11 protein-coding genes are annotated in these 13,046 nt (G+C 72.1%); 3 read left to right on the top strand and 8 right to left on the bottom strand.

The window, feature by feature from the left end:
* Window positions 1-14: 14 nt before the first annotated feature.
* Complete coding sequence (locus AC0GKK_RS17495) at window positions 15-416, bottom strand: DUF779 domain-containing protein (protein ID WP_489882119.1); 402 nt, start codon at window positions 414-416, stop codon at window positions 15-17.
* The gene (gene exaC / locus AC0GKK_RS17490) at window positions 416-1,939 is read right to left on the bottom strand and encodes an acetaldehyde dehydrogenase ExaC (protein WP_062398441.1); all 1,524 of its coding nucleotides are present in this window, start codon (window positions 1,937-1,939) and stop codon (window positions 416-418) included. Before exaC ends, AC0GKK_RS17495 begins: the two co-directional genes overlap by 1 nt.
* Before the next feature lie 191 nt (window positions 1,940-2,130).
* Between exaC and AC0GKK_RS17485 the strand changes: the two genes are divergently transcribed.
* Window positions 2,131-3,606 (top strand): helix-turn-helix domain-containing protein, encoded by a 1,476-nt coding sequence (locus AC0GKK_RS17485; protein ID WP_489882118.1) that lies wholly within the window; start codon window positions 2,131-2,133, stop codon window positions 3,604-3,606.
* A gap of 4 nt (window positions 3,607-3,610) precedes the next feature.
* On the opposite strand, the gene AC0GKK_RS17480 is transcribed toward AC0GKK_RS17485, so the two are convergent.
* Window positions 3,611-4,645 (bottom strand): YihY/virulence factor BrkB family protein, encoded by a 1,035-nt coding sequence (locus AC0GKK_RS17480; protein ID WP_489882117.1) that lies wholly within the window; start codon window positions 4,643-4,645, stop codon window positions 3,611-3,613.
* A 29-nt stretch (window positions 4,646-4,674) separates the two neighbouring features.
* Between AC0GKK_RS17480 and AC0GKK_RS17475 the strand changes: the two genes are divergently transcribed.
* Window positions 4,675-5,391, top strand: coding sequence for a nucleoside/nucleotide kinase family protein (locus tag AC0GKK_RS17475; protein WP_350590457.1), 717 nt, complete (start codon window positions 4,675-4,677; stop codon window positions 5,389-5,391).
* Between the two features lie 127 nt (window positions 5,392-5,518).
* On the opposite strand, the gene AC0GKK_RS17470 is transcribed toward AC0GKK_RS17475, so the two are convergent.
* The 4 genes from AC0GKK_RS17470 to lysS form a co-directional block, all read right to left on the bottom strand.
* Window positions 5,519-8,062 (bottom strand): ATP-dependent Clp protease ATP-binding subunit, encoded by a 2,544-nt coding sequence (locus AC0GKK_RS17470; protein WP_062398450.1) that lies wholly within the window; start codon window positions 8,060-8,062, stop codon window positions 5,519-5,521.
* Window positions 8,063-8,292: 230 nt separating this feature from the next.
* Window positions 8,293-9,120: a siderophore-interacting protein gene (locus AC0GKK_RS17465; protein WP_489882116.1), complete on the bottom strand. Its 828-nt coding sequence runs from the start codon at window positions 9,118-9,120 to the stop codon at window positions 8,293-8,295.
* Window positions 9,121-9,199: 79 nt separating this feature from the next.
* Complete coding sequence (locus AC0GKK_RS17460) at window positions 9,200-9,547, bottom strand: histone-like nucleoid-structuring protein Lsr2 (protein WP_073576759.1); 348 nt, start codon at window positions 9,545-9,547, stop codon at window positions 9,200-9,202.
* 277 nt (window positions 9,548-9,824) lie between these two features.
* Window positions 9,825-11,282 carry a lysine--tRNA ligase gene (gene lysS / locus AC0GKK_RS17455; protein ID WP_073576925.1) on the bottom strand — a complete coding sequence of 486 codons (1,458 nt, stop codon included), beginning with the start codon at window positions 11,280-11,282 and terminating at the stop codon, window positions 9,825-9,827.
* 160 nt (window positions 11,283-11,442) lie between these two features.
* Between lysS and AC0GKK_RS17450 the strand changes: the two genes are divergently transcribed.
* Complete coding sequence (locus AC0GKK_RS17450) at window positions 11,443-12,201, top strand: class I SAM-dependent methyltransferase (protein WP_489882115.1); 759 nt, start codon at window positions 11,443-11,445, stop codon at window positions 12,199-12,201.
* Between the two features lie 32 nt (window positions 12,202-12,233).
* On the opposite strand, the gene AC0GKK_RS17445 is transcribed toward AC0GKK_RS17450, so the two are convergent.
* Complete coding sequence (locus AC0GKK_RS17445; RefSeq protein ID WP_062398459.1) at window positions 12,234-13,037, bottom strand: type III pantothenate kinase; 804 nt, start codon at window positions 13,035-13,037, stop codon at window positions 12,234-12,236.
* Between the last annotated feature and the right edge of the window lie 9 nt (window positions 13,038-13,046).

Raw genomic sequence — 13,046 nt, 5'->3', positions numbered from 1 at the left:
CGTGGAGGGGGTGGTCAGTCCTGCATCGCCCGGTACTCGTCGTCGGTGAACAGCCGCGAGCGGATCAGGAACCGGACGCCCTCCGGCGCCTCGACCGAGAACCCGCTGCCGCGTCCCTTGACGACATCGACCGTGAGATGCGTGTGCTTCCAGTACTCGTACTGCGACGCCGACATCCAGAATCCGATCGGCCGGTCCACACCCTCGACGACCAGGTCGCCGAGGTGGACGTCCGACCCGCCCGTCCGGAAGTCCCCGTCCGGGTAGCACATGGGGGCGCTGCCGTCGCAGCACCCACCGGACTGGTGGAACATCAGCGGGCCGTGCAGGTCGGTGAGTTTCACGAGCAGATCGGCGGCGGCCGGCGTCAGCGTCACCCGCTCGGTCGGGGTGGCGCCGACGTCCGGCTCACCCATCAGAAGAAGCCCAGCGCGTTCGGCGAGTAGCTCTGCAGGATGTTCTTCGTCTGCTGGTAGTGGTCCAGCATCATCTTGTGGTTCTCGCGCCCGATACCGGACTGCTTGTAGCCACCGAAGGCCGCGTGCGCCGGGTAGGCGTGGTAGTTGTTCACCCACACCCGGCCGGCCTGGATCTCGCGGCCCGCGCGGTAGGCGGTGTTCGCGTCGCGGCTCCACACGCCGGCGCCGAGACCGTAGAGCGTGTCGTTGGCGATCTTCATGGCGTCGTCGTAGTCGCTGAAGCGCGCGACCGACACGACCGGACCGAAGATCTCCTCCTGGAAGATCCGCATCTGGTTGTTGCCCTCGAACACGGTCGGCTTGATGTAGTAGCCGCCCGCGAGGTCGCCGCCCAGCTCGGCCTTCTCGCCACCCGCGAGGACCTTGGCGCCCTCCTGCCGGCCGATGTCGATGTAGGAGAGGATCTTCTCGAACTGGTCGTTCGAGGCCTGCGCACCCATCATGACGTCGGTGTCGAGCGGGTTGCCCTGCTTGATCTGCTCGACGCGCTTGACGGCCTGCTCGATGAACTCGTCGTAGATGCCGCCCTGGATGAGCGCGCGCGACGGGCAGGTGCAGACCTCGCCCTGGTTGAGGGCGAACATCGCGAAGCCCTCGAGCGCCTTGTCGTAGAAGGCGTCCTGCTGCGAGGCGACGTCGTCGAAGAAGATGTTCGGGCTCTTGCCGCCCAGCTCCAGGGTGACCGGGATCAGGTTCTCCGAGGCGTACTGCATGATCAGCCGGCCGGTGGTGGTCTCACCGGTGAAGGCGATCTTGCGGATGCGCTTGTTCGACGCCAGCGGCTTGCCGGCCTCGACGCCGAAGCCGTTGACGACGTTCAGCACGCCCGGCGGGAGCAGGTCGGCGACCAGCTCGAGCAGCACGTGGATCGAGACCGGGGTCTGCTCGGCCGGCTTGAGGACGATCGCGTTGCCGGCGGCCAGGGCCGGGGCCAGCTTCCAGATCGCCATCAGGATCGGGAAGTTCCACGGGATGATCTGGCCGACGACGCCCAGCGGCTCGTGGAAGTGGTAGGCGATGGTGTCGGCGTCGATCTCCGACGACGTGCCCTCCTGCGCCCGGATCGCACCGGCGAAGTAGCGCAGGTGGTCGACGGCGAGCGGGATGTCGGCGGCGAGGGTCTCGCGGCAGGCCTTGCCGTTGTCCCAGGACTCGGCGATGGCGATCAGCTCGAGGTTGGCCTCGACCCGGTCGGCGATCTTGTTCAGGATGTTCGCGCGCTCACCGGCGGAGGTCTTCCCCCACGCCGGGGCGGCGGCGTGCGCGGCGTCGAGCGCCTTCTCGACGTCCTCCGCGGTACCCCGGGCGACCTCGGTGAAGTTCTCACCGGTGATCGGGGTCGGGTTCTCGAAGTACTGGCCCTTCACCGGAGCGACGTACTCGCCGCCGATGAAGTGCTCGTAGCGCGGCTTGAAGGAGACGACGCTGCCCGGCTGACCGGGGTTGGCGTAGACGGCCATGAATGGTCCTTCCCTGAGGTGCTTCGTCGAACCGAGGGCGCGGTGCGGAACGCACGTTGCGCGTGACCACCGACACTAGGAAAGTGGGGGTTGCACGGAAGTTGCACGCAGATGCGGAACCTGACCCTCCGGTGAGTACCGACGACGCGGATTCGATTCAGGTTAGGCAAAGCTGACCGTAAGGTGAGGACGTGGCAGCGCAGCACGCGGATCGCCGGGTGTACGAGCGGGCGCGCGACGCCGTGCTCGGCGGCTCCCCCGGTGCGCGCGGCGCCGGGGTCCGGCCCGAGGTCCGCGCCTCCTGGGCCCGCTCGCTGGCCGCAGCGGTCGACCCGGAACGCTCCCGTCCCCCGCACGACTACGACCGCGCCGAGCTCACCGACCGGCGGGCGGCGCATCCCCTCGCGTCCGTGCTGCCGGTGCTGCGCGACACGCTCACCGACGCCGCCGAACAGGCGCGGCACATGATGATCGTGACCGACGGGCAGGGGCGGATCCTCTGGCGCGAGGGCGCCCGCGCGGTGCTGACCCGGGCCGAGCGGGTCGACCTGGTGGAGGGCACCCGGTGGAGCGAGGACGCCGTCGGGACCAACGCGATGGGCACCGCGCTGGCCGGCGCCGCGCCGGTCCGTATCCACTCCGCCGAGCACCTGGTCAGCGCCTACCACCCGTGGACCTGCGCGGCCGCCCCGGTGCACGACCCGGCGACCGGACGGGTGGTGGGCACCGTCGACGTCACCGGGCCGGAGGAGAGCTTTCACCCGACGACCCTGGCGCTGGTCACCGCGGCCGCGCGGCTGGCCGAGCACCGGCTGCTGGCCATCGCCGAGACCCACGACCGACGACTGCGCGAGGAGTACTGGCCGCACCTGACCCGGCTCGGCGGCACCCCGGGCGCGCTGTTGTCCGCGCACGGGCGGGTGCTGGCCGCGTCGCCGGGCAGCGAGTTCCCTGAGCGGATCACCCTGCCCGACGGCGGGGACCGGGTCGTCGTCGACGGCGTCGCGGTCGGCGGGGTGCCGCTGGGCGGCGGGCCCGTCGCGGGCGTGCTGGAGCCACTGGGCGAGGGCTGGCTGCTGCGGCTGCCCACGGGCGGACCCGTCCGGACGGCCCTGACGCTGCCGCTGCTCGGGGCGCGTACCCCCGTCGTCGCCCGCCGGGACGGGCGCCCGGTGCGCCTGGGCCTGCGGCACGCCGAGGTCCTCGCGCTGCTGGCGCTGCACCCGGAGGGGCTGACCGCCGACCAGCTCGCCGCCGCCCTCTACGGCGACGGCGGCCGCGCCATCACCGTGCGCGCCGAGATGCACCGGCTGCGCCGCGCCGTCGGTGAGGACACGGTGCGGACCCAGCCCTACCGGCTCGTCGCCGACGTCGACGCGGACTTCCTGCGGCTGCGCGCGGCGCTGCGGGAGGGCCGGATCCGCGACGCCGCGGCCGAGGCCGCCCGCGGGCCGCTGCTGCCGACCTCGGACGCACCGGAGGTCCGCCGAGCCCGTGAGCAGCTCGCCGTCGCCGTCCGGTCGGCGCTGCTGCGGGCCGACGACCCGGACGCGCTGTGGACCCTGGTCCGGTCCGGCCGGGGCGACGGCACCGACGACGAGGAGCTGCGCCACCGGCTGCGGGTGCTGCTGCCGTCGTCGGACCCGCGGCGCGACGAGCTCGGCTGAGCGCTCAGTCCGGGTCGGTGTGGTCGGGGATGCCGTCGTCGTCGGAGTCGGGCAGCCGCGGGTCCTCCTCACCGGCCCGCACCGCCTCCAGCTGCGCGGACAGCGCCACCCCGGCCAGCAACGCGACCCCGGTGATGTTCGCCCAGATCAGCAGGGCCATCACCGCCGTCAACGGACCGTAGGTCTCACCGAAGGTGTCCGCGACGGCGACGTAGAGACCCAGCAGCCCGGACGCGACCAGCCACAGCAGCACCGTGACCGCGGCCCCGGCCCCCAGCCAGGACAGCCCCGGCTGGCGACGGCGCGGCGCGAACCGCAGCAGCACCGTCACCGCGACGACGAGCAGCGCCAGCCCGACCGGCCAGCGCACGACGTCCCACACCGTCTCGGCGACCGCACCCCACCGGTACACCTCGCGCACCGCGTCCCCGAACGGCTCCCCCGCCACGATCAGCAGCAGCCCGGCCGCCATCGCGACGCCCGCGGTGGCGGTGAGCGCCGCGGCCCGCGCGTACTTGGCGAGCGCGGGCCGGTCCCGCTCGGTGCCGTAGATCCGGTTCGCGCCCCGCTCCAGCTGTGCGAACGCCGAGGTCGCCGCGGCGAACGCGGTGAGCAGGCCGAGCGTGAGGACCAGCTCACCGCGTTCCCCGGTGGGGGTGTCGTCCCGCTCGGCGGGCTCACCGGGGTCGTCCGGGTCGGCCTCCCCCGTTCCGGCACCGCGGACGGCGTCGGCGACCAGCTCGTCGCTGGTCCCGGGGGACAGCGCCAGCACCGTGCGGGCGACGACCTCCGAGGCGCCCTCGGCGCCCGCCGCGGCGGACAGCCCGACCCCGGCGATGATCAGCGGGACGGCGGCGAGCGCCAGCTGCAGGCCGAACGCGCGGGCGTGGGAGAAGCCGTCGCCGTAGCGGAAGCGCAGGAAGCCCGCGGACAGCAGGTGCCCGAGGCCGTAGCGGCGCAGCGTGTGGGCGACGTCGTCGGCGGAGAGCTCCTCGCCGGTCATCAGCCGGGTCTCGGGGACCGGGCGCACCGAGCTCATGCGCAGAACCTAGCCGCAGGCGGGCGAGAATGACGCTCGTGGACACCCCGGCACGGACCGACCGCTTCGACGAGCTGGTGGAGCGCGCGCGGGCGCTCGCCGCCGGGCGGCGACGGGCGGTGCTCGGCATCGCGGGCGCCCCCGGGGCGGGGAAGACGACCGTCGCGCTGGCCCTGGTCCGGACGCTCGCCGCCACGCCCCCGGACGGGCTCGGCCCCGGCTGGGTCGTCCACGTCCCGATGGACGGCTTCCATCTCGCCGACGTCGAGCTGGACCGGCTGGGCCGCCGTCATCGCAAGGGCGCCCCGGACACCTTCGACGCCGACGGCTACGCCGCGCTGCTCGCCCGGCTGCGGCTCACCCCCGACGACGGCGCGGGCCCGGTGTACGCCCCGGCGTTCGACCGGGAGATCGAGCAGCCCGTCGCCGGGTCGGTCCCGGTGCACCCGGAGTGCCGGCTCGTGGTCAGCGAGGGCAACTACCTGCTCCTCGGCACGCCCCGCTGGCGGGCGGTGCGGGCCGGGTTCGACGCCGTGTGGTTCCACGAGACCGACGAGGCGCTCCGGCTGGAGCGCCTGGTCGCGCGGCACGTGCGCTTCGGCAAGACCCTGGAGGCGGCCCGGGTGTGGGTCGAGCGCACCGACGAGCCCAACGCCCGCCTCGTCGAGGCGTCCCGGCATCGGGCCGACCTGGTCGTCGCGCTGCCCGACCACGCCCCCGGCCCGCTCCCAGGGGAACCTTCGTAGCGCTCTACGCCTCGAAGGTTCCCCTGGGGGCCACCGGGCCGGGGCCGGAACCGGGCTCCGGACCGACGACGGCGGGCCGCCCCGGAAGTTCCCGGGACGGCCCGCCGTCGTCATGCGTGGGTCTGTCTCACTCCTCGCCGGCCAGCGCGGTGGGCGGGGAGTCCGGCACCGGCTCGGACGGCTTGCGCTCACCACGGAAGGTGAACTTGGCCTTGTCCGACCAGGCGTTGGAGCCCTCCTCCGCGGAGGTGTCGAGGCCCTCGACGTCGACGATGACGATCTGCCCGGCCTCGATCTCGCCGAACAGGATCTTCTCCGACAGCTGGTCCTCGATCTCCCGCTGGATCGTCCGGCGCAGCGGCCGGGCGCCCAGGACCGGGTCGAACCCGCGGTGGGCCAGCAGCTTCTTGGCGTTGTCGGTGAGCTCGATGCCCATGTCCTTGTTCGCCAGCTGCTTCTCCACCCGCCCGATCATCAGGTCGACCATCTGGATGATCTGTTCCTGGTTGAGCTGGTGGAAGACGATGATGTCGTCGATGCGGTTGAGGAACTCCGGCCTGAAGTGCTTCTTCAGCTCGTCGTTGACCTTCGTCTTCATCCGCTCGTAGTTCGACTTCTCGTCGCCACCGGAGGAGAAGCCCAGTCCCACGGCCTTCGAGATGTCCTGGGTACCCAGGTTCGAGGTGAAGATCAGCACGGTGTTCTTGAAGTCGACCGTGCGGCCCTGGCCGTCGGTGAGACGGCCGTCCTCGAGCACCTGCAGGAGCGTGTTGTAGATCTCCTGGTGCGCCTTCTCGATCTCGTCGAACAGCACCACCGAGAACGGCTTGCGCCGCACCTTCTCGGTGAGCTGGCCGCCCTCCTCGTAGCCGACGTACCCGGGAGGGGCACCGAACAGCCGCGAGGCGGTGTAGCGGTCGTGGAACTCACCCATGTCGATCTGGATGAGGGCGTCGTCCTCGCCGAACAGGAAGTTCGCGAGCGCCTTGGACAGCTCGGTCTTACCGACACCGGACGGGCCGGCGAAGATGAACGAGCCGGACGGGCGCTTCGGGTCCTTCAGACCGGCGCGGGTACGACGGATCGCCTGCGAGACGGAGCGGACCGCGTCCTCCTGGCCGATGATCCGCTTGTGGACCTCGTCCTCCATCTTGAGCAGACGGGTCGTCTCCTCCTCGGTCAGCTTGAACACCGGGATGCCGGTCCAGTTGCCCAGCACCTCGGCGATCTGCTCGCCGTCGACCTCCGCGACGACGTCGAGGTCGCCCGACTTCCACTGCTTTTCGCGCTCGGCCTTCTCGCCGAGCAGGGTCTTCTCCTGGTCGCGCAGGTGCGCGGCCCGCTCGAAGTCCTGCGCGTCGATCGCCGACTCCTTGTCCCGGCGGACGTTCGCGATCTTCTCGTCGAACTCCCGCAGGTCCGGCGGAGCCGTCATCCGGCGGATGCGCATCCGGGCGCCGGCCTCGTCGATCAGGTCGATCGCCTTGTCCGGCAGGAAGCGGTCGTTGATGTAGCGGTCGGCCAGCGTCGCGGCCGAGGCCAGTGCGTCGTCGGTGATCGTGACGCGGTGGTGCGCCTCGTACCGGTCACGCAGACCACGAAGGATCTCGATCGTGTGCTCGACCGACGGCTCGGACACCTGGATCGGCTGGAAGCGGCGCTCCAGCGCGGGGTCCTTCTCGACGTACTTGCGGTACTCGTCGAGCGTCGTCGCACCGATGGTCTGCAGCTCGCCGCGGGCCAGCATCGGCTTGAGGATCGAGGCGGCGTCGATCGCGCCCTCGGCGGCACCCGCACCCACCAGGGTGTGGATCTCGTCGATGAACAGGATGATGTCGCCGCGGGTGCGGATCTCCTTGAGCACCTTCTTGAGGCGCTCCTCGAAGTCACCGCGGTAGCGGGAACCGGCGACCAGCGAGCCCAGGTCGAGGGTGTAGAGCTGCTTGTCCTTCAGCGTCTCCGGGACCTCGCCCTTGACGATCGCCTGGCCGAGGCCCTCGACGGCGGCGGTCTTGCCGACGCCGGCCTCGCCGATCAGCACCGGATTGTTCTTGGTCCTCCGCGAGAGGACCTGCATGATCCGCTCGATCTCCTTCTCCCGGCCGATGACCGGGTCCAGCTTGCCCTCACGGGCCTGCTGGGTGAGGTTGCGACCGAACTGGTCCAGCACCAGCGACGAGGACGGCGTGCCCTCGCCACGGCCACCGGTGCCGCTCTCCTGCGGCTCCTTGCCCTGGTAGCCGGACAGCAGCTGGAGCACCTGCTGACGGACACGGTTGAGGTCGGCGCCCAGCTTGACCAGCACCTGGGCCGCGACGCCCTCGCCCTCGCGGATGAGGCCGAGCAGGATGTGCTCGGTCCCGATGTAGTTGTGGCCGAGCTGCAGCGCCTCGCGCAGCGACAGCTCCAGCACCTTCTTCGCCCGGGGGGTGAAGGGGATGTGCCCGGACGGGGCCTGCTGCCCCTGGCCGATGATCTCCTCGACCTGCTGTCGCACGCCCTCCAGAGCGATACCGAGGGACTCGAGCGCCTTCGCGGCGACGCCCTCTCCCTCGTGGATCAGGCCAAGGAGGATGTGCTCGGTCCCGATGTAGTTGTGGTTGAGCATCCGGGCCTCTTCCTGGGCCAGGACGACAACACGTCGCGCTCGGTCGGTGAACCTCTCGAACAATTCGCACTCCTTGCCTGCTGCGCCTCACTGACGGCGCGACCAGCATCTCCGTACGGTCCGGGCTCGCCCGAACCGACACTGCGCCCTCGCGTGACACCGCGCCAGGCCACCCTCGCGGGAGACCACATATCACTGTATCGGTCGAAGGGGCCCCGGCGCCTCCACCTGACGTGCACCGGGGTACGTGCCCGCAGTAACACGGGTGACACCTGCCGTGTTCCCGACGGACGTCAGCCGGTCGCGGCAGCGGCCTCCTCGCGCTCCCGCTCGGCCGCCTTGAACTGCCGGAACCCCTCCTCGTCGCGCCCGCGGCGCCAGTACCCGGAGATCGACAGGTCGTCCTTGGCGACGCCGCGCTCGCGGGTGAGATGCCTGCGGAGTTCGCGCACGGCGATCGCCTCACCGTGCACGAAGGCGTGCACGCGCCCGGGGAGGAACTCCAGACCCGCGACGACGGCGGGCAGCTGCTCCGAGTCCGGGTCGCCCCCGGCGTCGGTGCGGTACAGCCACCGCACGTCCACCCCGGGGCCCGTCGGCACGTCGATCTCGTCGCCGGGACCGTCCACCTGCAAGACGGCGACGACCGGCCGCCCGGCCGGGATCCGCTCGAGCGCGGCGCAGATCGCGGGCAACGCGGCCTCGTCGCCGACGAGCAGGTGCCAGTCGGCGTCCGGGTCCGGTGCGTAGGCGCCGCCCGGGCCGAGCATCCGCAGCCGGTCGCCCGGGCGGGCGGCGGCCGCCCACGGGCCGGCGAGGCCGGTGTCGCCGTGGTGGACGAAGTCGATGACGAGCTCGCCTGCGGCGTGGTCGAGCGAGCGGACGGTGTAGGTCCGCTGGGCGGGCCACCGGTCGCGCGGCAGCTCGGCGTGCACCCGGTCCATGTCCAGCGGCTCGGGGTACCCGACGCCGGGGAGCGGGAAGAGGATCTTGACGTAGCGGTCGGTGTACTCCGTGACGGGGAACGCGGCCAGGCCGTCGCCACCGGCGACGACGCGCACCATGTGCGGGCTCAGGCGTTCGGTGCGGAGCACCCGGAGATCGGTGACGGGGCGGGCCATCAGGCTGCCTCCCAACGACGAGAGGGGAAGGGGCCGTCGCCACGGTACCCCTCCCCCGCCCCGCCGGGTAAGGCAGACCTTAGTTCTCCTGGTGGTAGGCCTCGAGCACCTCGGCCGGGATGCGGCCGCGGTCCGAGACCTTCATCCCGCGGTTGCGGGCCCACTCGCGGATCGCCTGGTTCTGCTCGCGGTCGACCGACGGGCGGCGGGCCGCCCCGCCCGACGAGCCGCTGCTGCGCCGGCGGGCCGCTCCACCGGCGCGACGGGCGGCCGCGACGTAGTCGGCGAGCACGTCGCGCAGCTTCTTCGCATTCCCGTCGGACAGGTCGATCTCGTAGTTGCGTCCGTCGAGACCGAACTCGATCGTCTCGTCCGCCGCGTCACCGGTCAGATCGTCGACGAGCCGGACTTCCTTGATCTGCGCCATCTCCGCAGCCTCCCTGAATGGCCGAACACGTTCATGATGAGGGACCGGGGCGGACATCGGCGACTGCGCGATGCAATAGCAGGACGCAATATGAGGCCACCGGGTACCGGTTCCGACTCGAATCCGAGAGTATCCGAGAAATGTTCGTGTCGTCGACCTGGGTACGGCGAAATACGGCGAACCGAGTTCGACACCACTCGTACGGGTCCGCCAAACACGACGCCCCCGGTCGCTCTTCGCGGCCGGGGACGTCGTCGGATGTGCGTTCGGAACCGGTTCAGGACTCGCCGCGGACCAGCGGGAACAGGATCGTCTCGCGGATTCCGAGGCCGGTCAGCGTCATCAGGAGACGGTCGATGCCCATTCCCATCCCACCGGTGGGCGGCATGCCGTACTCCATGGCGCGCAGGAAGTCCTCGTCGAGCTGCATGGCCTCCGGGTCGCCCGCCGCGGCCTTGAGCGACTGGGCGTGCAGGCGTTCCCGCTGCTCGACCGGGTCCACCAGCTCGGAGTAGGCCGTGGCCAGCTCCACGCCGAAGACGATGAGGTCCCAGGACTCCGACAGCCGCGGGTCGTCGCGGTGCGCACGGGTCAGCGGCCGCACCTCGACCGGGAAGTCGCGCACGAAGGTCGGCTCGTGCAGGGTGTGCTCGACCAGCTTCTCGAACAACTCGAGCACGATCTGTGCGGCCGTCGGGTAATCGGTGATGTCGACGTCGTGGGCGTGCGCGATCCGCTGCAGTTCCGACAGTTCCGTGTCCGGCGTCACGTCCCGCCCGACGGCCTCGGACACCGATCCGTAGATGGTCACCGATCGCCACTCGCCACCGAGATCGTGCTCGGTGCCGTCGTGGTGGCGCACCGTGGTGGAACCGAACAGCGCCTGCGCCGAGGACTGGATCAGCTCCCGGGTCAGGACCGCCATGTCGTCGTAGGTCGCGTAGGCCTGGTAGGCCTCCAGCATCGCGAACTCCGGGGAATGCGTGGAGTCGATGCCCTCGTTCCGGAACACCCGGTTCAGCTCGAAGACGCGCTCGATACCACCGACCACGCAACGCTTCAGGAACAGCTCCGGTGCGATCCGCAGATACAGATCGGAGTCGAGTGCGTTCGCGTGCGTCACGAACGGACGCGCAGTGGCACCGCCGTGCAGGTTCTGCAGCATCGGCGTCTCGACCTCGATGAAGTCGCGGCCGGTGAGCGACTCGCGGACGGTCCGCAGCACGGTGGACCGCGCGCGCACGGTCTCGCGGGCCTGCGGGCGCAGGATGAGGTCGACGTAGCGCTGCCGGACCCGGTTCTCCTCCGAGAGCTCCTTGTGCGCGGTCGGCAGCGGCCGGACCGACTTCGCGGCGACCGACCACTCGTCGACCATCACCGAGAGCTCGCCCCGTCGCGAGGTGATGACCTCACCGCGCACCGCGACGAAGTCACCCATGTCGACGACGGACTTCCAGCCGGCCAGCGCCTCGGCCCCGACCCGGTCGAGCGAGAGCATGGCCTGCAGCTCGGTGCCGTCGCCCTCGCGCAGCGTCGCGAAGCACAGCTTGCCGGTGTTCCGCACGAAGATCACCCGGCCGGCGACGGCCACGGTCTCGCCCGTCGCGGTGTCCGCGGGCAGGTCCGGGTGGGCGTCGCGGACCTGGCGCAGCGAGTGCGTGCGGGGGACCTCGACGGGGTACGGGTCGGTGCCCGCGGCGATCAGCTCCGCGCGCTTGGCCCGGCGCACCCGCATCTGCTCGGGGAGGTCGGCCTCGGTCGCCGGGTCGGACGGTGTGCCGGGAGTGTTCACGGCAGGTCAGGCTATCGGCGGTACCCGGGAGCGCCCGTCGTCACCCCCCCACCTCCGCGGCGAGGCATCGCGCGGTGGCCGGCCACCGGCCTACCGTGCGGAGGTGCCCGACGACGAGGTGGACCGCGGCCGCACGTTCGGTGCCGTCGCCCGCGCCTACGACGACCACCGCCCCGCCTACCCCGATGCCGCCGTCGACGCGGCGCTGGCCGGGACCGCGGAGCGGCCCCGCGTGCTCGACCTGGGAGCGGGGACCGGCAAGCTGACCCGCGTCCTGACCGCGCGCGGCCTCGACGTCGTCGCGGTGGAGCCGGAACCGGCGATGCTCGCCGTCCTGCGGGAGCGCTCCCCCGGCGTCGAGGCCCGGACCGGGTCCGCGGAGGGCATCCCGCTGCCCGACGGCCACGTCGACGCCGTGCTGGTGGGCCAGGCGCTGCACTGGTTCGACCTCGGCCGGGCCGCCCCGGAGATGGCGCGGGTGCTGCGGCCCGGCGGCGTGCTGGCCGGGCTGTGGAACGGCGGGGACGACGACGTCGCCTGGATCCGCGAGTTCGGCGAGCTCACCGTGCGCGGGCGGCGTGTGCCCGGCGACCCGGCCGGTGGCGGCGGCGCGACGCCGCACCCGGGCTCCCCCTGGTTCGTCGACGACGGGGAGGAGCGCGTCACCTGGGGCCGCCCGACCACCGTCGACGAGCACCTCGCCGACATCGCCACGCACTCCTGGGCGCTGCTGAGCACCCCGCAGGACCGGGACGCGGTGTTCGCCGCCGCCCGGGAGTTCCTGACCGGGCGGGTCGCCGGCCCCGACGGCCGCTTCACCGTGCCGATGCGCACGATCGTGCGGCGGTCCCGCAGGCTCTGAGCCCGGCCGGCGGGCGCGGTCCACGGGACCGGTCAGCGGGGCCGGTGGTGGCGCAGGTGGGTCAGCCGCAGCCCGTGCAGCGTCAGGTCCGGGACGTGGTGGGTGACGGTGTCGGCACGGCCGTGGACGAGCTCCGCGAGCCCGCCGGTGACGATCACGGTGACCGGCAGCGCGTCCGGGCCCAGCTCGGCGAGGATGCGGCGGACCAGCCCGTCGACCTGCCCGGCGGCGCCGTAGAGCACCCCGGCCTGGACGGCCTCGACCGTCGTCCGGCCGATCACCGAGCGCGGCTCGACCAGGTCCACCGGCCGCAGCGACGACGCCCGCTCGGCCAGCGCCTGCATCGCGATGTCGATGCCCGGGGCCAGGGCCCCGCCGAGGAACTCGCCCTTCGCGGTGACCACGTCGATGTTCGTGCAGGTCCCGAGGTCGACGCAGATGCAGGTGGTGCCGAACAGGTGGTGCGCGGCGAGCGAGTTCACGACCCGGTCCGCGCCCACCTCGCGCGGGTGGTCCACCAGCAGCGGCACGCCCGTCCGCACCCCCGGCCCGACGACGAGCGTGCGCATCCGGTCCGACCAGCGCGAGAGGAGCGTGCGCAGCTCCCGCGACGGCCCGGGCACCGTGGACAGCGCGGCGACCGCGGTGACCTCGGGGAAGTGCGCGCCGAGCATCCCGGTGACGGTCAGGTCCAGCTCGTCGGCGGTGGCGCTGGTGTCGGTGCGCAGCCGCCAGCGCCGCTCCGGCTCCGGGTCGAGCGCCTCCGCACCCGTCCCGGTGTCGGGGTAGAGCCCCAGCGAGACGTGGGTGTTCCCGACGTCGATGCAGAGCAGCACCGTGTCGTC

Source organism: Pseudonocardia sp. P-1 (genome assembly GCF_058111925.1).
This window is presented reverse-complemented; position numbering and strand designations above follow the sequence as displayed.

What these genes read in the sequence shown, in the direction of transcription:
- AC0GKK_RS17495 (WP_489882119.1), bottom strand. Translation starts at nt 416, where the DNA reads ATGGGTGAGCCGGACGTCGGCGCCACCCCGACCGAGCGGGTGACGCTG.
- AC0GKK_RS17465 (WP_489882116.1), bottom strand. Translation starts at nt 9,120, where the DNA reads ATGGCCCGCCCCGTCACCGATCTCCGGGTGCTCCGCACCGAACGCCTG.
- AC0GKK_RS17480 (WP_489882117.1), bottom strand. Translation starts at nt 4,645, where the DNA reads ATGAGCTCGGTGCGCCCGGTCCCCGAGACCCGGCTGATGACCGGCGAG.
- AC0GKK_RS17460 (WP_073576759.1), bottom strand. Translation starts at nt 9,547, where the DNA reads ATGGCGCAGATCAAGGAAGTCCGGCTCGTCGACGATCTGACCGGTGAC.
- lysS (WP_073576925.1), bottom strand. Translation starts at nt 11,282, where the DNA reads ATGCGGGTGCGCCGGGCCAAGCGCGCGGAGCTGATCGCCGCGGGCACC.
- AC0GKK_RS17475 (WP_350590457.1), top strand. Translation starts at nt 4,675, where the DNA reads ATGACGCTCGTGGACACCCCGGCACGGACCGACCGCTTCGACGAGCTG.
- exaC (WP_062398441.1), bottom strand. Translation starts at nt 1,939, where the DNA reads ATGGCCGTCTACGCCAACCCCGGTCAGCCGGGCAGCGTCGTCTCCTTC.